This window comes from Paenibacillus sp. FSL K6-2859 (assembly GCF_038008265.1).
Classification (GTDB): Bacteria; Bacillota; Bacilli; order Paenibacillales; family Paenibacillaceae; genus Paenibacillus_AQ; species Paenibacillus_AQ nitricinens.
In genome coordinates this window covers 4,445,114-4,462,987 of the sequence record NZ_JBBOYU010000001.1, presented here as the reverse complement: position 1 = coordinate 4,462,987, position 17,874 = coordinate 4,445,114, and the positions used below count along the sequence as shown (strand labels likewise).

At 42.4% G+C, this 17,874-nt stretch carries 15 protein-coding genes; 12 read left to right on the top strand and 3 right to left on the bottom strand.

Going from position 1 to position 17,874, the window contains the following annotated elements:
* The first annotated feature begins 286 nt into the window (after nt 1–286).
* The gene (locus tag MHB64_RS19975; RefSeq protein WP_341135228.1) at nt 287–3,463 is read left to right on the top strand and encodes a GNAT family N-acetyltransferase; all 3,177 of its coding nucleotides are present in this window, start codon (nt 287–289) and stop codon (nt 3,461–3,463) included.
* Entirely contained in the window at nt 3,450–4,325 is an 876-nt protein-coding gene (locus tag MHB64_RS19970; RefSeq protein ID WP_094878208.1) for an amidohydrolase family protein, read from the top strand. Before MHB64_RS19975 ends, MHB64_RS19970 begins: the two co-directional genes overlap by 14 nt.
* Here MHB64_RS19970 and MHB64_RS19965 read toward each other — a convergent pair.
* The gene (locus tag MHB64_RS19965; RefSeq protein ID WP_341135227.1) at nt 4,322–4,717 is read right to left on the bottom strand and encodes a hypothetical protein; all 396 of its coding nucleotides are present in this window, start codon (nt 4,715–4,717) and stop codon (nt 4,322–4,324) included. The two genes, MHB64_RS19970 and MHB64_RS19965, sit on opposite strands and share 4 nt — an antisense overlap.
* 257 nt (nt 4,718–4,974) lie before the next feature.
* Between MHB64_RS19965 and MHB64_RS19960 the strand changes: the two genes are divergently transcribed.
* Both MHB64_RS19960 and MHB64_RS19955 read left to right on the top strand, forming a co-directional pair.
* On the top strand, nt 4,975–5,364 hold the full coding sequence (locus tag MHB64_RS19960) for a BlaI/MecI/CopY family transcriptional regulator (RefSeq protein WP_094869292.1): 390 nt from the start codon (nt 4,975–4,977) through the stop codon (nt 5,362–5,364).
* Nucleotides 5,364–7,190 (top strand): M56 family metallopeptidase, encoded by a 1,827-nt coding sequence (locus MHB64_RS19955; RefSeq protein ID WP_341135226.1) that lies wholly within the window; start codon nt 5,364–5,366, stop codon nt 7,188–7,190. The genes MHB64_RS19960 and MHB64_RS19955 overlap by 1 nt, the downstream gene beginning before the upstream one ends.
* A 256-nt stretch (nt 7,191–7,446) precedes the next feature.
* Here MHB64_RS19955 and MHB64_RS19950 read toward each other — a convergent pair whose 3' ends face one another.
* On the bottom strand, nt 7,447–8,073 hold the full coding sequence (locus MHB64_RS19950) for a glycoside hydrolase domain-containing protein (protein ID WP_341135225.1): 627 nt from the start codon (nt 8,071–8,073) through the stop codon (nt 7,447–7,449).
* A gap of 253 nt (nt 8,074–8,326) precedes the next feature.
* On the opposite strand from MHB64_RS19950, the gene MHB64_RS19945 reads away from it, so the two are divergent.
* Both MHB64_RS19945 and MHB64_RS19940 read left to right on the top strand, forming a co-directional pair.
* On the top strand, nt 8,327–9,445 hold the full coding sequence (locus MHB64_RS19945; protein WP_341135224.1) for a copper amine oxidase N-terminal domain-containing protein: 1,119 nt from the start codon (nt 8,327–8,329) through the stop codon (nt 9,443–9,445).
* 16 nt (nt 9,446–9,461) lie between these two features.
* Nucleotides 9,462–9,737: a hypothetical protein gene (locus MHB64_RS19940; protein ID WP_341135223.1), complete on the top strand. Its 276-nt coding sequence runs from the start codon at nt 9,462–9,464 to the stop codon at nt 9,735–9,737.
* 78 nt (nt 9,738–9,815) lie between these two features.
* Here the strand turns inward: MHB64_RS19940 and MHB64_RS19935 are convergent, their stop codons facing one another.
* Nucleotides 9,816–10,370: a helix-turn-helix domain-containing protein gene (locus MHB64_RS19935; protein ID WP_094869297.1), complete on the bottom strand. Its 555-nt coding sequence runs from the start codon at nt 10,368–10,370 to the stop codon at nt 9,816–9,818.
* Between the two features lie 122 nt (nt 10,371–10,492).
* Between MHB64_RS19935 and MHB64_RS19930 the strand changes: the two genes are divergently transcribed.
* The 6 genes from MHB64_RS19930 to MHB64_RS19905 all read left to right on the top strand — a co-directional run bounded on the left by MHB64_RS19930 (nt 10,493) and on the right by MHB64_RS19905 (nt 17,797).
* Nucleotides 10,493–11,074 (top strand): LysE family transporter, encoded by a 582-nt coding sequence (locus MHB64_RS19930; RefSeq protein ID WP_373455815.1) that lies wholly within the window; start codon nt 10,493–10,495, stop codon nt 11,072–11,074.
* Between the two features lie 97 nt (nt 11,075–11,171).
* The gene (locus MHB64_RS19925) at nt 11,172–12,572 is read left to right on the top strand and encodes an ADP-ribosylglycohydrolase family protein (RefSeq protein WP_341135222.1); all 1,401 of its coding nucleotides are present in this window, start codon (nt 11,172–11,174) and stop codon (nt 12,570–12,572) included.
* Nucleotides 12,573–12,659: 87 nt separating this feature from the next.
* Nucleotides 12,660–13,463 (top strand): CAP domain-containing protein, encoded by an 804-nt coding sequence (locus tag MHB64_RS19920; protein WP_256989746.1) that lies wholly within the window; start codon nt 12,660–12,662, stop codon nt 13,461–13,463.
* 472 nt (nt 13,464–13,935) lie between these two features.
* Nucleotides 13,936–15,486, top strand: coding sequence for a spore germination protein (locus tag MHB64_RS19915; RefSeq protein ID WP_341135221.1), 1,551 nt, complete (start codon nt 13,936–13,938; stop codon nt 15,484–15,486).
* The gene (locus MHB64_RS19910; protein WP_280786463.1) at nt 15,476–16,660 is read left to right on the top strand and encodes a Ger(x)C family spore germination protein; all 1,185 of its coding nucleotides are present in this window, start codon (nt 15,476–15,478) and stop codon (nt 16,658–16,660) included. The genes MHB64_RS19915 and MHB64_RS19910 overlap by 11 nt, the downstream gene beginning before the upstream one ends.
* A 30-nt stretch (nt 16,661–16,690) precedes the next feature.
* On the top strand, nt 16,691–17,797 hold the full coding sequence (locus MHB64_RS19905) for a GerAB/ArcD/ProY family transporter (protein WP_179281545.1): 1,107 nt from the start codon (nt 16,691–16,693) through the stop codon (nt 17,795–17,797).
* The last annotated feature ends 77 nt before the right edge of the window (nt 17,798–17,874 follow it).

Sequence of the window (17,874 nt, the reverse complement as noted above, 5' to 3'; positions counted from 1 at the left end):
TTCTCACAAGTGATTTAAACTATTAGAAACCTTATGAAAAGACGAAACGTATTACATCAACAACTATGCGTTTCGTCTTTTTGTATGCATAAAATAAATAATCAGACAAATGAAATTTTGATGGAGCAGAAAGAATTTTTTATCAAGTTTTTTACCTCGTAACTGCCTTCCAATTAATAGTATAATAAGAACTCGTAGGAGTTATTTGAATAAAGTTGTAGAGATGTTATCTAGAATAACTTTTTGCGAATACATACTCATATTTGAGGAATAAGGAGATGAGAGCATGACTGTAAAGACTACAGCGGAACAAATCCGCATTATCGAATATGATCCTTCTTACGCTAAGGCGGTCGCAGAAATGTGGAACCGTAGCAACGAAAGCTGGGGAGGAGGCACCAATCAGAGAACAGAGGATACCGTGCGCCGCGAGATGGAAATCTCGTCCAATCTGAATGTGTTTCTCGCCGTTGATGGTGAGGAAGTGGTCGGCTTCTGCAGTTTTGCTCATTACCGTCAAGACGAAGGAGCTTTGTATGTTCCGCTGTTGAATGTGCGACCTGATTATCACGGATACAAGGTAGGTCGTAACCTGATTTTGAACGCTGTTCGCCGAACAGTTGAAGCGGGCTGGCCGCGACTTGATCTGTTTACTTGGGCAGGTAATACGAAGGCCGTACCGATGTATAAGAAATGTGGATTCTTTTGGGAAAAAAATGAGGATTACGTCCATCTGATGAACTTCATTCCGACGGTTCTGCAAACGGAAGCACTCGCTCCTTATTTTGAGCAGCTGGATTGGTATGCAGATAGCACCCGTGAACTGCCCATTCAGCCGGATGGTCGCCGGGAGCGTGGTTTTGATTTCTTCGATTACACTTGGCAAAAGGGAGAACTTTCCTTACGTACAGAATTCGAGAAGACCGGTCGCGGCTTGACGGCTCTTGATACACCTGACTATGAAATCTCCACGGAGATTGACGATCACGATCTTGTATTCGGTTCCACCTACAAGATTCGCTATCACATCAAGAATCGTTCGGCGTCTGATCTGGCTATTGAGATCAAAGGCCAAAATGACAAAAATATTCGTTTTGCCTTGTCTGCTGCACCAACACTGGCGCCAGGAGAAACAGTTATTGTAGAAGGTGAGTTCGAGCTTGATCCGATTCGTGAAGAGCAAAACGACAAGAAGACTCACCCCGTGGTTATGAGCAAATGGATCATCGGTGGCAAGCGCGTTGAGTTCCGTATAGGTGTTACTCCTAAATTCCCGCTGAAAATGCTGATGGAGTTGCCAACACGTGAGCTGTATCCGGGTCTTCCCGCTGAGATATATTTGAATGTTGAGAATAATTTTGCAGCGGAAGCGGAATTTTCTTTTGATTTGCCAGAGGAAGAATTTTTGACGTGGGCGGATCGGGCAGTGAGCTTCTCGGTTCCAGCTAAAGGTAAGGCTTCCATCCGGGTGCCCTTTACCCTAAATTCATATGGCCTTTATTCACGGGATATTGAGGTAACGGCCGTTCCGGCTGGAGAGAAGGCAGTGTCCTTCATCAGCCAATTATCTGTGCTAATGAAAGGAACACATGGCCGCTTTGGTGGGGAAAACGGGGATCAGTGGGTGGCTGTAAACGGCGCCTACTCCGTACATCTTAATAATAACGATAATGGGATGTGGATTGAATATCCCGGCTCGAGCCATAATTTCTGGCTGACCCATCCGAAGTTAGGTAAACCATTCGCCGAAGAATTCTCGAAGAAACAGGCTAAAGAAGTGAAGATCTATTCCGAAGGAGAGGGCCAAGTTTTAGAGACCCTTTATGAATCGGATGAATTCCCGGGTCTGGAGATAAAAAGAGTGGCTAAGCTCTTTGCAAACGGAATCGCTGAGTTTTATAGCGAGGTATGCAATACTAGTAACCAAACGTTGGAAGAGGATATGTATCTGCTAACCAATTTCGGATTTTTTGGCAAACGGCTCATCCTGCCTTATCAGGGTCATTACGTAGACATGGGCGATTCTTATTCGGGTGATCCGGGTAATTGGGACAGCGCTCAAATTACGGAAAATTGGTTGTTTAGCAAGGAAGAAAATGTCACATGCGGCGTTTGCTGGGATCCTTCGCTGAAGCTGCTTCGTCCGGAGTATCCACTTGGTCTGGAGCATAAACTTGGTCAAATCTCTGCTGGAGATGTCGTACGAACAAAGACACTGGTGTTCGCTTTAAACACCTTCCTGAAGTGGTCGGATTTCCGCACCTTTGCACGGAAGCAGGTGGATCCGATCACACCAGTGTTGGATGATCATCTTGAACTAACACTCGGTGGTGGAAATCCGTTTGCGGCGGGTGCGCTTCATGCGGAGTTAATCGAACGAAAGATGACTTCGCTTAATGGAAGCCTCGAACTGTATGTACAAACGGATAGAGGAGAGGAGCAGAAAGTCGCTGAGATGGAGCTGCAAAGAGAGCAGAATCTGCACTCCGCGGGCTTTGAGCTCTCACCTGAGGAAGTGGAATCTTCTTTAGAACACAGCCAATCAGGACAGAAGGTTCGAGTCGTCTATCGTGGAGAGGATCGTATTCAAGAGCGAACAGGCCTCTGGTTCCCTCAAACGGAAACAGCAGCTGTTATCTGTGGCACAGAAGAGGGACCAGCGGGGCCTATTTACACTGTGAGCAACGGAGTTCTTTCTATTGCAGCTGCTCCTGATTTCGGCAGTGTTGTGCATTCCCTGAAGCACCATGGAGAAGAATGGCTGGATAGCTCCTATCCTGAAGCAGCACCACGTTCCTGGTGGAATCCTTGGCACGGTGGACTCGGTGTGGGGATTTCAGGCATAGGTGGATTTAGTCGGTTGGAGGAGCCAAGAAGCGCAGCTTGGACCGAGAAAATGGATATTCAGAGCAATGTATGGAAAGGATTACGTATCACTACTTCGATCGAGAAGCAGGAAAAGAACCGAGGAATTATTGTTAATCAGCATTACCTTATGCTCCCAGGTGTCCCTGTGCTCTGTGTGTTGCATTCGGTGACCAATAACAGCGGAATGACCCTGCCGAATTATTCGTTGTCGGAGGAAAATTATATCAAACCTTCACCAGTCTATGCCGAAGGATGGATGGAATTCTCCAAGGAGGGCAAGTTCTTATTAGGCACGGTTGAAACCTATCTTGAGGCCAAGGGACTCTTGCGAATTGGTGCAACTTCGCGTAAGGATATGCTGCATATGGTGAGCAGTCATCCGAATCAGAGTGCCTCGGCGTATGTGAACAATAAAGTATTTAATCACGGGGTGCATCATCATCTTCCACTTCTAAATGGAGAAACCGTTTGGACACAGCCGTCCTTCCTGATCATGGGAGAACTCGCTCTGAATTCAGAGGATGTCCGCAGTCTTTTGAAGCTGACCTTTGCTAGACCTACTGACGAAAAGGAGATCTTAAATGCCGATCATTGATATTCACATTCATCTGTCGGACATCGACAGCTTTCATCAAACAGCACAGGATCTCTCTAAAGTCGATTACACTGCTGCTGGGCTCAAAGCGGAGTTTGATAAGAACGACGTTATTCTCGGCATTGGAATGGGGGTCACGGAGCAGACGAAGGGAGCTTTCCCTGACTCGACTTCCCCTAATCCGATGAGCCTTGACTTGGAGGACACTGTTCCGCCTTTCTTAATGGAATGCGTGGGGATCAATCCGAACATGCTTGGAGGAAAGGATGCACTAGAGGAGCTGGATCGAATTGAGGCACGGCTGCAAGCTCCCGAGGTAGCTGGTATTAAGCTCTACGCCGGGTACTATCATCATTACGTTTATGACAAAATCTATTCGCCGATCTATGAGCTGGCAGCAAAGTATGGCACGCCTGTGGTCATTCATACCGGTGATACGTACTCGATGAACGGATTGCTAAAGTATGCACATCCACTTACCGTGGACGAATTAGCGTTTCAACGACGTGATGTGAATTTTATGATCTGCCATCTTGGCGATCCGTGGGTGATGGATGCCGCCGAAGTGGTGGCCAAAAATCCAAACGTCTATGCCGATTTGTCCGGTCTTGTGGTCGGTGATCGGCCTCATTTTGAACGGTTCATGAATGAACCTCTGTTCATGGATCATTTTCGCCGGGCGCTGGTGTATTCCGACCACTATGAGAAAATGTTGTTCGGCACGGATTGGCCACTCGCTCCTATTGACCTGTATGCGGAATTTATCCGCCGGCTTGTCCCTGAGCAGCACCATGAAAAAGTATTTTACGAGAATGCCTTCTCCTTATTTCCACGCATCCAGCAGCGGATTGCAGCGCTCTAAGTATTACGAACAAGAGGTTGACCCAAAAGCCATGAAATGGCTGCTTGGGTCAACCTTTTTTTACGTAGGATATACTTAGGCTTTTTGAGTGGACGCTCCGCGAGCGGACCATTGTTCCAATCGCTGTGCTCTCCAGATTTTTTCATTCCTCTTAGTGGTGAAAATCTGGAGACCAAGGGGACACCTGTCACTTTTCCACAATCAGTCCGTTCTCTCCGCTGTTTAAGCGGAAAATTTTTTACAATTTCAATTGAAATATAACCGGAACTTCCGGCGATTTCTGCTTCGCGACAAAGAAAAAGTGACGCTAGAGGTCGGTTGGCTTTCGCCTTGCCTACAATCAACTTAAGCAGGCCGCCATCGACCGGAAATATAACAGAGCACGTCTCCAATAACCCGGTGACGTGCTCTGTTGTTGTATTATTTTTTATAGCTTTGAAGTCAGGAAGGGCTGTCTTTTGAATAAAGAGACCTACTTATGGGACAGCCTTTTGTTTTTTTGTAAAAGGATATTAACTTATCTAGCAACTCTTTAGTGCATATAAGCGTCTATGATGTATACATTAACGCTGAAACAATGGGCTTGCTTTTTTATTATACAATTGTATAATGATTTTATTACACAATTGTATAACGAGGTGAAATAGTGATGAATAACAAAATCAAACGGCTGCCCGATGCTGAATTGGAAATTATGCTGGTGATTTGGAGGGCGGAAGATTGGGTTAACTCCTCCTACATTTTGAATCAGCTGGGGGATAAGCGTAAGTGGGCACTTGCAACTTTATTGACTGTGTTGTCACGTCTAGTTGAAAAGGGCTTTTTGTTTTGTGAAAAAGAGGGACGTAGCAATCGTTATCTTGCCGCAATTTCGGAAACGAAATATAAAGAGAGCGAAGGGAAGTCCACGCTTGAGAAGCTGTTCGGTAACTCTGTGCAAGATATGGTGATGTCTTTATACAACGGAAAGGCAATCGATAAAGGTGATCTTGCAGAGCTGAGGGAAATGCTGGATAGAGTAGAAAAGGAGGAAACCTGATGATAACAAGTCTTTTTTTAGATTTTCTGGTTATTTCATTAACTACAAGTCTAGTTATTATCGGTTTGATCTTGTTAAGGCCTATGTTAAGGAGACATTATTCAGCGAAATGGAGTTATTGGATATGGTTGATTTTAACCCTGCGATTATTGCTGCCGTTCAACTTTTCCTTTACTAATCCTCCTGTAGCCATTCAAATACCAGAAGGTCAGGGGATGGCCGCAGTCTTTCAGGGTACACCTTCTCAGAATTTACAGGCTGATCCATCTGTAATCACTCAAACAGCTCAGGCAGGGAATGTAAGCCATATCCCATCAATTCTGGACATTTTAGCATTCATGTGGCTTGCTGGAGCTGTGTTATTTTTAGCGTATCATTTGCTGAGCTATTTCTTTTTCAGAAAACAGGCACTGCGTTGGAGCAATCCTATTCTTGGGGAGAATATAGTCACCAAGCTCAAACAAGTTTCTAAAGAAATGAACGTAACAGCCTCCATTCCAGTTTTGATAAGCAGTAAAGTTCCCAATCCGATGTTAATGGGCTTTTACAAGCCAGCTTTGTTTTTGCCTCATGAACAATATAGTGATGAAGAACTGGAGTTTATCTTAAAACATGAGTTGGTTCATTACAAAAGGCTTGACATCGTTTATAAGCTGTTGTTGCAGATAGTGCAGGCACTACATTGGTTTAACCCGTTTGTTTGGTTAATGATGCGCGAAGCTGCCCACGAGATTGAGATTTACTGTGATGATACGGTTGTACGTGAGCGAGGCGCGGCCTATCGGAAGAGATACTGTGAAGCGATTTTATCGGTCATGCAAAGCAGTGCCACTCGGCATGTAGCTTTGTCAACGAATTTTGCAGGAGGAAAACACTCGATGAAGCAGCGATTCGGTAGTATTTTAAATATGAAAGAAAAACGAAATGGAGTAGGGGCTTTTTTTACAGTCATAATGTTGGTTGGAGTGACAGCAATATTAGCTGCATGTACGAATCTAAATGGTCAATCTACAGATAAGACGCTCAAACCAGGTACGATTTATTCCTATAGCTCCAGCGGTGAACAAGTTGTTGTGCATAATGCTGGAAATGAATATTCCGTTGACGAGAACGGTAATGTCTCTGTCTCCTATCGGGAGGGGGAGATCCAAGCGCCAACGCCTTTAAAACTTGATACAACTGGAACAGAAATGGGGATGGGGAGAGGAGAGACTGGCTTTTTTATTTCCGAGGATAAAACCGCTATTGTCTATGGATTTGCAGATGGAAAAGAATCTCCACTTCAGGTATTAATCAGTGATAACATGGGAGAAACGTGGAATACCTACAACATTGAAGGTTCAAAAGGTTATGACACGAAGTTCATCGGATTTACAGACAAACAAAACGGCTGGATTGTCTCCGGAGGTTCTGCGGGTGTGGGACGTTCGTTGAATTATGTATATCTGACCTCTGATGGTGGGAAGACATGGACGGAGATTGGTAATCCTAACGATTTGTACGCGGAAAGTTTAACAGGAGCTGGCTTCTCTAGCAAGGATATCGGCTTCTTGGGGTTCAGATACTATGAAGATAATGGGCCAGTTATTTATTGGACCAAGGATAAGGGGCAGTCATGGGAAAAGCTCGCGGTGACTCTTCCGGATGTCTTCAATGATTATAAAAAAACGCCGCTTTCACCTATTTTCAATGGAAAAGAAGGGTTGTTTCCTATTCTGCTCACTAAAGAGGGAAATACAATCGGTACCATCTACCTGTCGAGTAAGGGCTACGGCTTAGAGTGGACATATGATTCAGCATATGATCAGCTTGAGGATTCTAAATAGTAACAAAAGGCTTTTAATTGTATTGAATACAGTTAAAGTGAGAATTCAGCCCTTTGTAGACGAAATAAGTGTACAGAATGCAGTTATCTCGTTAAAAAATATACGGAGAGGGGATAGCGGAACGTCGATCGACTTCCACCTCTACGCATGCAACCAGCGGCATACCCAAAACACAAGGCAGCGATTCTCCAATAAGGAGAACCACTGCCTTGTTGGTTTTACAGGTACCCCTTGCTCTGGCGTGCAATGAATGAGCTTACTTTTTCCAGCCACCGCCGCCATTCGATGAGGATTCTACATAATCTACGTTGATTTTGCCAGTGCTAGATCCGAGCTCAGTGTTGAAATTATATTGTCTGAGATTCCAATCATCGAAGGTTCCCAACCAGCTATTATCTACGATGAAGGTGTAGCGTGTTGTAGCAGAATAAGTGCCACGGATATAAGAACAGACCGCTCTTGATCCATATACACCCATTTTATAGCCCTTGGGATTTTTGGTACTGCTGTCTAATACGGATTTTATGCCTTGAAAATAAGGCACAAAATTGTTTGTGATTTCTGATGAGGTCATATCACGGTCTATGGCAAAATAAATAGGAGTGCTGCTGGTTTGTCCCATATCGCTTGCTAATCCTACAGCAGTTTCAGCATCTGCAACACCGTTGGCATTCGTAAAGTGATCGAGCGATTTACTGATTTGGTAAAGGGATACGATATATAATCCTCCGTCTGATATTCGTGTCACCTCGGCTGATGTGAGACCATCCTGATAACCTTCTACACGATTCAAATATCGGCCAACAAATGTGAAGCTATTGTTTTTAAGTGTAGTTAATCTTGCCGCTGTTACATTAGTAGCAGTATCACAACCTAGAGCCATTTTATCTGCCTTCTTTCTATTTGTTTGTTCAAGGTTTGGCGCCAACCTCTTCAACAATATATGAAAAAAATTTCACAGATTCTTGGGGGAACAAGCAAAAGAGGGGAAAAAGGCAGAAGGAGAGGGTCGGTTCGTTGGGGGAAACTGATATTAAATTTACTAATATTGAAAATTTATAGGAACGTTTGGAAAAAAACTGCGTCAATACAATATGAAGAGTTTATAGTTCGCTAACATGGAGGCTGGTCAATGTATGGATAAAAGATGGTTGCTAGCTCCAATATTTGTTGTATCATTGCTTACTGCTCCAGTAGCGAATGCGGCATTGCCCGCTTATTTCACTTACATTATGGATGGAGGCGGGAAAGTAACGAGTTCAGCACTAGTAAAGGAAGGAATGACTTATGTTTCAGCTAGCCACTGGGAAGCGGCAGGACTTAAGGTAGTATGGGATAAATCCCATCAAAGAGCAGAGTTTACTGGATGGGGGAAAAAGATAGCCGTTCGAATTGGAAGTAAACAGGGAGTCCTCGATGGTAAGCTTGTAAACGCGGAGGGTGTTCCATTTGAGCTTAATGGCCAGCTCTATGTACCAGCACGCTTTCTTGTAAATTCATTAGGAGGAACAACGATTAGCTGGGATGCGACGAAGAGGATATATACTGCAACTGGACTATTGAGCTTTGCAAGTGCCAGTGCACAATTCGGTGGATCTACTTATACAGTAGATAAGAAAACTGGGAGTTTATATTTAACAGATTCCGCAGGACATACTCGCTTACTAGCGAACCTCGGATCGCAGCTGTTCGATGCTGTTCAGTTCAACTTTCAGAAGACGCCAAAAGGTCTACTCTATCTAACCTTAACAGATGTTTACGGAGAACCACATATCAATAATAAATGGTATACGATGATTATTAAGGATGCAATGGTCATTCGCCAAGCGAGTGTAGGATATTATATTCGTTACGGTGACAATGTGAAAATAGCTGGCAATCAGCTCCTGCTTACCGATGGGAAAATATTACGATTAATTGAAGATGGAACGGGTAACGTAACGGAGAAGATTGATCTGACCACACTAGGGGATATTTCGGATAATTATTTAGTGGAGGGAATGGACGAGGATTATCTGATGATACGGTCCAATCAACAAGGTTTCCTCATGATGATAGATCGTAAAACAGGGACCAAGACATTGTTGTACAAGGAACTCCTTGACGTAGAACAGCAAAAATATGCTGAAACAAACGACCTCCCTTATTATGGAGACAACCTGAAGTTCCTGAAAAGAGAAGGTGATGCCCTACTTTTTAATAATGATTATGTACAGGACGGTAAGATTTACAAATTTATGTTGGGCGGCTCATAACTTGCAGGAGGATGTTATGAAAATTTCAAACAAAAGATTTAGCTTTTGGCTGTCTCTACTATCCATAATGATTTGTCTAATTAATTTATCCGGTGAAGATGATAAAAATTTGCTGCTTTTTTTTACGTCACCGACATTAATGTGGTTAAATCCTTGGCTTACAGATCTGCACTATGCTATGGAAAATGAGCGCATTTGGCAATTGATTCTCTATGGCATTCATTTTGGGACTGCCATCTTGGTTGGTTTGGTGGCAGATTTGCTATTATCCCGATATAGGAGGAAGATATAAGCAAACGGAACTTCAAATATCCGCAGGTTATCATTGAAAGACGGGATCCCAAGGCTCAAGTGCCTTGGTTTTTTTTTGCTAAGAGGGGTAGTATAAAATCATGCTTAAACGGGTTATTGTTGGTCCTGGATTATGATATACATGCGGCTTGTCTGCCTTGAAGGTGATAGAATCACCAGATTTTAAGAGGTATTCGTTGTTATTGACACGTAAAGACAATTCACCGTCAAACACGGTGATTAATTCTTCGGTACCTTCCATATGAGAATTGGCATCAAGGTACCCACCCTTGTCTATCTCCACGGTATAACCTTCAAACCGTTTACTTTCTTCAAATGGAAAAGATAGATACACTCGATATTTTCCGTTATCTTCAAGCAGTGGCTGAATGTCACTTCTTAAGATTATTCTTGTGTCAGGTTTTGGATAATCTATCAGGGCAGAAAATGAAATTTTTAAGCCATTGGCGATTTTCCAAAGAGTTGTAATGGTTGGTGTCGATTCGCCTCTTTCGATTTGACCAATCATTGTTTTGCTGACTCCAGTTAATTCCGCAACCTTTTCCAGGCTTAAATCTTTATTTTTTCTTATCTTTTTTATATTTTCCGCAATAACCAAATTTATTTCTTCCACTGTAATTTTCCTCTCTCCATTTACTTTATAACGATCGTGATATACAATAAAACGCACGTATGTACGTTATAACGTCTTATAAATGCATTATAACATACAAGTTGGAAGGGAGATATAATTTAGTGTTTGTTTCTTTGTTTTTATATGCATTTGTTGCAAGTTTTACTCCGGGACCCAATAACATTATGGCAATGACTTTTGCAAACCAAGTTGGGCTGAAAAAAACAATGAAATTTTGTTTAGGAGTGGGCACAGGATTTTTTATAATTATATTGTTATGTTCCTACTTTAATCTACTTTTGAATAATCTTCTTCCACAAATTAAATCTATTATGGCTCTATTAGGCGGAGTCTACATGCTGTATTTAGCAGTTAAAATGATTACAAGTAAACAACCAGAAAGTGATGAAGATGGAGATAAACACAATAGCTTTATTGCGGGAATGCTTTTACAATTTATTAATCCGAAAGGGATTTTATATGGGATCACAGTTACATCTACATTTATCCTTACCTATCATTCTTCCTCCTTTAGATTATTGAGTTATTCTTTAATTCTTGCATTCATCGGTTATATGGGCACTTTTTGTTGGTGTTTGTGTGGTTCTCTTTTCAAAAAAATGATATCTAAATATAGAAGTCAATTTAATGTACTGATGGGACTGTTGTTAGTGTATTGTGCAGTTTCGATAGTGTTGGGTTGAAGGATTATTAAGGGGAAATCATCTAGTTATTTTTTCACTTCTAAAGCTTGTGATATTGAGGTATTGTGGATAGATACGGGGACAAAGGAGATGCAATATGCTACCATCGCTTACATTTCTTAAACTTCAATTGGAAGGAGTTCTGCGTAATAAATTCGAGCAGGGGCATCAAACCTCCGGTTATTTAGCCAAGTTGGAAAAGCTTCCTGCAAGCTATGATGCCTATCTAGAATTCGCCCATAGCTTGGCTGTCATTCCAATGAGGGACAACTGGCCTTACTATGAGCCGAACGCTTTAGATGAGATATGGCGGGAATGTGAACCGGCACGGCCACTAGGTCAGGTCGGGATTTTGAATCTGAAGGATAGCTCCAAGCGTGTAGAGGCAGGTTTCCTTGCTTCAGTCTGTGGCTCAATGCTGGGCAAACCGATAGAGGTTAACCCCAGCTTGTCAGAATTACGTCAAGCGTTAACTTCTGTAGGGGAATGGCCACTGAATGATTACATTTCTGAAGAAATTCTCCATGCGCTGGATCGTCGTCATTGGTCTTGGTTTGAGACAACACGGGGGCGAATTCGTTATGTGGCACCTGATGATGATATCAATTACACATTAATGGGAATGATGGTGTTAGAACAATTCGGTGATCGTTTTACGAAAAGAAATTTAAGAGATTTATGGTTAAATCATCTTCCGTTAAGTACAACTTGGGGTCCGGAAAGGGCAATTTTGATGCGATCAGGCATTAGTTATTTGGAACATGATAAGGAACTATTCAATCATTCTGAAATAGAGGCTTGGCCTGATTTTATGGTGCAGGGTACGGAACTGTGCGGTGCGGCGATTCGTGCAGATGCTTATGGATATGCCTGTCCTGGTCAACCTGCTCTGGCTGCTGAGCTAGCTTGGCGGGATGCGAGTTTTACTCATCGCCGGACCGGCATTTACGCCACGATGTTTATTGCTGCTGCGATTGCTGCTGCTCACGTGCTGCGCGATCCCATTGAAATAATCAATACGGCTCTGCAGTTCGTTCCTAAAAGAAGCCGATTTTACGAGATTACTAATGATTGCCTTGAGATGGTAGCGAATGCAGATGACTGGCTGGAAGCGTATCAGAGTATTAACCATAAGTATGCAAATTATTGTCACTGTGAGGTTTATCAGGAAATAGGAACCTTAATTAATACCCTGCGCTTTGCAGATAATGTTGGCGATGGAATATGCAAGCAGGTGATGCAAGGCAACGATACGGATAGTTTCGGGGCAACGGCTGGCTCTCTGCTTGGGGTTTATTTCGGTCCTGATCATTTAGAATCAAGATGGCTTAAGCCTTTTCAAGATCGGATTCATACGGGGCTTTCTAATTTTCATGAGCAAAGTCTTTCTTGTTTGGCGGAGCGCATGGGGCGTTTACCAGAGCTGCTGCATTCCGGTCGATATCAAGTTCAACCTAGTGAGCTCTATGTGAACAAGAATACGGATCTCGATACATAATAAGCTTACAAAAAAATCCACAGCAATGTATGTTGCTGTGGATTTTTTTGCTTTTTATTTTTTGAATTAGAGATGAATAATTCAATCGTGCTTTACAAAAACTTTATTCGATTAAGTCACAACTTTGCCAAATCAGGAGGGGTCGTTATCAAACCATTTATCGTAATAGTAGCGCTATTGCTTGTTACAGCTTGTTCGGGTAATCAATCAGCCAACAACCAAATGACTACTCAACAAACGAAGGTTGGACATCATGCTGGCAAAACAGCTACAACGTCAAACTTGACTCAAGCGTCTTCTATTTCCACAGAGAATGCAGGCAATTCAACGATTAAGACTAAACAAGTACCCGGTGATGTATCGAAATGGCTGGATGGATTTATCCGTACTACTCCACCTACAGGTGGTACAACAGCGGATCAAACCACTTATCCGCAAACTTCCGCTAAGCCACAATATTCTGCTAATCCGCAACAATCGGCCAATCCACAATATTCTGCTAATCCGCAAACCTCCACCAGTTCATCGGCATCTGTGCAGAAGGTGTTGGAATTGGTGAACAAAGAAAGAACAAACGCAGGCTTGAAACCCCTTAGTTTGAATAGTGAGCTGTCGAAAATGGCTTTGGCCAAAGCGCAGGATATGTCCGACAACAATTATTTTGACCATCAGTCACCAACTTATGGATCTCCGTTCGATATGATGAAGGCATTTGGGATCTCCTATAATACAGCAGGGGAAAATATCGCCAAAGGCCAGTCGAGCCCGGAAGAAGTAATGAATCAGTGGATGAACAGCCCTGGTCACCGTGCCAACATCCTGAATAGCTCCTTTACTGAAATTGGAATAGGATACTACAACAGCGAGTGGGTTCAAGAATTTATTGGTTAGTATGATCAGCAATATAAACAACATATGTTGTACAGTTAATTTTAAAAGCCCATGTCCAAAGACATGGGCTTTATTTATGATTCACTATTTCGTCTGGTTTCTGCCGACATGCTCGGATGGTTGACCTTGCGATGATGGAGGTTGCTGTGGCAACCATCTTTGAATCACTGGCCATATTAAATAAGTTATTGTGCCTACAATCAAGAAATTAAAGATGAGGCGTTCGGAAGGGCTCATTACACGAAACGAGGCCGTTATATTACGATAAGATTCTTGTAAGCTAAAGATTGAAATGATGTCAAGCAGAAAGATAAGTCCTAATCCTAAGAAAAGTAACAGTACAGTTATGAAGAATATTTTCATACCACTTCCCTGCCTTCATTGTTATCTTCCAATAATATTTGCTGCTAATGGGCAGAATAATCACGCAAAGCGCAGCAAATAATGGAGAGAAAGGTGAAGGGGCATGGAAATGGATGGAAATGCAAGTAGTAAAAGGACTGGAAGCAATCCGCAATGGACTGTCCCTTCAATACCGATTGATTCAACAGAATTAAGAGTCAATGTAGAGCAGATTCGCCAAAAGACAGGGAATAGTGGAGATATAATTATTCGTGAATTTACGATAGGGGGCTCGGAGGAGGAGCTTCAAGCCGCAATTATTTATGTGGATGGCATTGTTAACAATACAACCATAAATCAATTTGTAATGGAAGTCTTGCTAAACGTCATGCTGAGTAGTGAACAAAGGTCATTAAATGATCTGGTCCAAGTCATCACAGATAAAATTGTTCCTATCGGTGGTCTGAAGACGCTTGTTCAATGGGATGAACTTTATGATGCTCTGCTGTGGGGGCAGACCATTTTATTAATTGATGGATCGAATGAAGCCCTAGCAATTGCTACATCGGGCGGTGAATTTCGCGCCATCGATGAGCCTGGTACGGATACCTCAATTCGAGGATCTCGTGAAGGGTTTGTTGAAAGCTTAACAACCAATATTTCGATGGTTCGGCGGCGCATAAGAAATCCTAATTTATGGCTGGAATCGATGACGTTAGGACAAGTTACACATACCAGGATAGCAATCATGTACATAAATGGGATCGCGGATGATGCCATTGTTGAAGAGGCGAAGCGACGTCTACGCAAGATCAAATTGGATAGTATTCTGGAATCGGGATATATTGAGAAAATGATAGAAGATCAGAGGTTCACTCCGTTTCCGACGATCCTACCTACTGAACGCCCAGATACCGTTGCTGCTAATCTTTTAGAAGGTAAAATTGCAATTTTGGTGGATGGAACCCCCTTTATGCTAATCATCCCAGCCGTTTTTAATCAATTCTTTCAAATTACAGAGGATTCTTATCATCGGTATGACATTAGTGCGGCGTTGCGGCTGTTACGAATCGTTATGTATATCATTTCGTTGATTGGACCTTCTTTCTATATCGCAGCAACAACCTTTCATCAAGAAATGATACCGACACAGTTAGTGATATCGCTTGTTTCACAGCTAGAAGCAACGCCATTTACTGCTTTTGTTGAAGCGCTATTAATGGAAATTATTTTTGAGATTCTACGTGAAGCAGGTGTTCGCATGCCAAAAGCGATTGGATCAGCAGTATCCATCGTTGGAGCACTTGTCATTGGGCAGGCAGCTGTACAAGCAGGTTTAGTGTCAACGGCAATGGTTATTGTTGTTTCACTTACAGCTATCTCAAGTTTAGCGACACCTGTTTTCTCCATTGCTGTATCCGCGAGATTGTTACGTTTTCTCCTCATGATCAGCGCAGCAACGTTCGGTTTCTTTGGAATGATTCTTACCTTGATTATGATCATTGCACATATGTGTAGTTTACGTTCATTTGGTGTTCCTTATATGGCTCCTTATAGTCCGTCGATGCATGCAAAGAATGATCAGGTTCATGCGGCTTTACCGATTTGGATGAGACATTTGGTTCCTAAATTAATGAAGAGGCCTACAACAGAGCAAGTGGGTGATCCGGATGAAGCGTAAATTAGCAGGATTTTGGTTGTCGATGGTTATGATTGTTCTGCTTACGGGATGTTGGGATAGTCGAGAGCTAACGGATATTGGTTTTGTGGTTGCGATGGCGATTGATAAAGGTGAGAAGAAAAACATTCGGGTTACGGTTCAAATTGTTAATCCCACAAATGCTTCAAGTACACAAGGTGGGAGCAGTCCAGTACCCTTACCTCCAACCACATATTCAGCAGAAGGGAATAATGTATTTGATGCCACTCGTGTTCTTTCGAAAAACCTTTCTAGGCAATTACATTATGGTCATTCGTTAGTTCTCTTGGTAGGTGAAGAATTGGCTGAAACACAGGGGATTAAGAAACTTTTTGACGGTATTGAGCGGGATAGTGAGTTTCGTCCTTCCGCTACAATGGTTATCGCGAGGGGAACGACGGGAGAAGAGATCATTAAACAACCAACAAGTCTCGATAATTCACCTGCTATTAAGATTAAGAAAATGGTAGCTGATACCGAGAAAGCATTTGGCGAAACTATTGATGAAAAAATATACCAAGTCATTCAAGCCATCGTTTCATCGGGTAAAGAACCGACCATTACTGGCGTTCAACTCGATCTTACAAATAAAGAAGATAAGATTATGACTAATGGGATTGCTACTTTTAAAGACGGGAAATTAATGAGGTGGCTAGACGGGAGTGAAAGTCGTGGATTCTTATGGGTGTTAGGCAGAGTTCGTTCGACATTGTTAACCATGGCTTGGAATGGGCAGCCACATACAATCGGGATCGAGAATATACGGTCCAAATCATCATTTCATTCAAGCTTTGATAAATTCGGTAAACCAATAATTGAGGTGAAGATTGGCGCGGATGCAAATATTGGAGAGGTTGATGTCCCCATTGATATCACTAACCCTAAATTGTTCTTGCAAATTGAGCGTCTGTACACACAAGCCGTTCATGATGAGGCGCTAGCCACGATTAAATTAATGCAACAGCAAAAGTCGGACATTTTTGGATTCGGTGAAGTGCTGCATCGTGATTATCCTAAGCAATGGAGAACGTTGAAGCGGGATTGGAATGATGTGACCTTCCCAACAATTGAAGTACAAGTGAAAGTGGAGGCTTATTTGCGTAATACTGGATTACGGAATAGAACCATATTGGAAAGTATCGATATTAGTAGTTGAATCCATTTTTTATAGAGAGGAGGGAGGATATTGGAAAAAGCAAAGATCAGTCCCCGTCAACTGCTTATCCTTGTATTAATTTTTGAAATCGTGAGTGCGATTATCTCCGGATTTGGTGTGGAAGCCAAACAAGATGCATGGATTACCGCAATCCTAGGGATGCTCGGGGGCATTTGTTTATTTCTGATCTATCATCGATTGTCACTATTTTATCCGGATCTTCCGCTTACGGAGTATGCAAAAAAGATATTAGGACCTGTAGTGGGACGTCTCGTCGCCTTGTTATATGTCGTTTATTTTTTGTTTAATGGGAGCTTTGTAGTCCGTGATTTTGCTTCAATGGCTGTATCCTTTGTGTTTATGCAGACACCCTTTCTCGTAATTATTGCTTTGATGCTGTTCACGGTTATGTATGTCGTTGGAAAAGGGATAGAGGTATTGTCGAGGACTGCGGAGCTTTTTTTTGCGGTGTTATTTCTCGTTTCTATTACCGTTTTAACTTTGATTCTTACGTCAGGGAATGTAAATCTTCAAAATGTAAGACCTGTGCTTGAAGAGGGGTGGTTAACCGTGCTGAAGCAATCGATTCCCGGCACCGTTGCATTTCCTTTTGGTGAGATTATTGTGTTCTTGATGTTGTTTCCCTATGTAAATAAGCCACGCAAAATAAAGAAAACAGTGATCACAGGCTTATTGATCAGCGGATGTTTTATTGCGTTTGTTACCCTTTTAAATGTGTCTGTCCTCGGGGCAGATCTATTTACAAGAACACAATATCCATTGCTGACTACCTCGCAGTTAATTGAAGGTCGTGCTTTTCTGGAACGCCTTGATGCATTGTTTCTCGTCACGGCCATTGTGGGAGGTTTTTTTCGGCTCGGCATTTTCTTATATGTGACGCTATTAGGTACGGCAACCTTGTTCGGAATTCCATCCTATCGTAAATTAATTATCCCTGTAAGTATGGTGATGTTCATTTGCTCCCTTGCGATAGCTGGCAATAATGTAGAATTTATCTATATAGATATGCGTATCACTCAGTACTATCTCCAGATTCCGATGTTGTTTATCATTCCACTCATACTTCTAGTGATGGGCTGGTTTCAAGAGAAGAGGAACCTAAAATCTGCGAAATAAAGAGCTATATTATGCTGAAAGATTCTATAAAGATCAAACGAATATTGCGCGTATGCTCTTCAAGCTTGAAAAGAAAG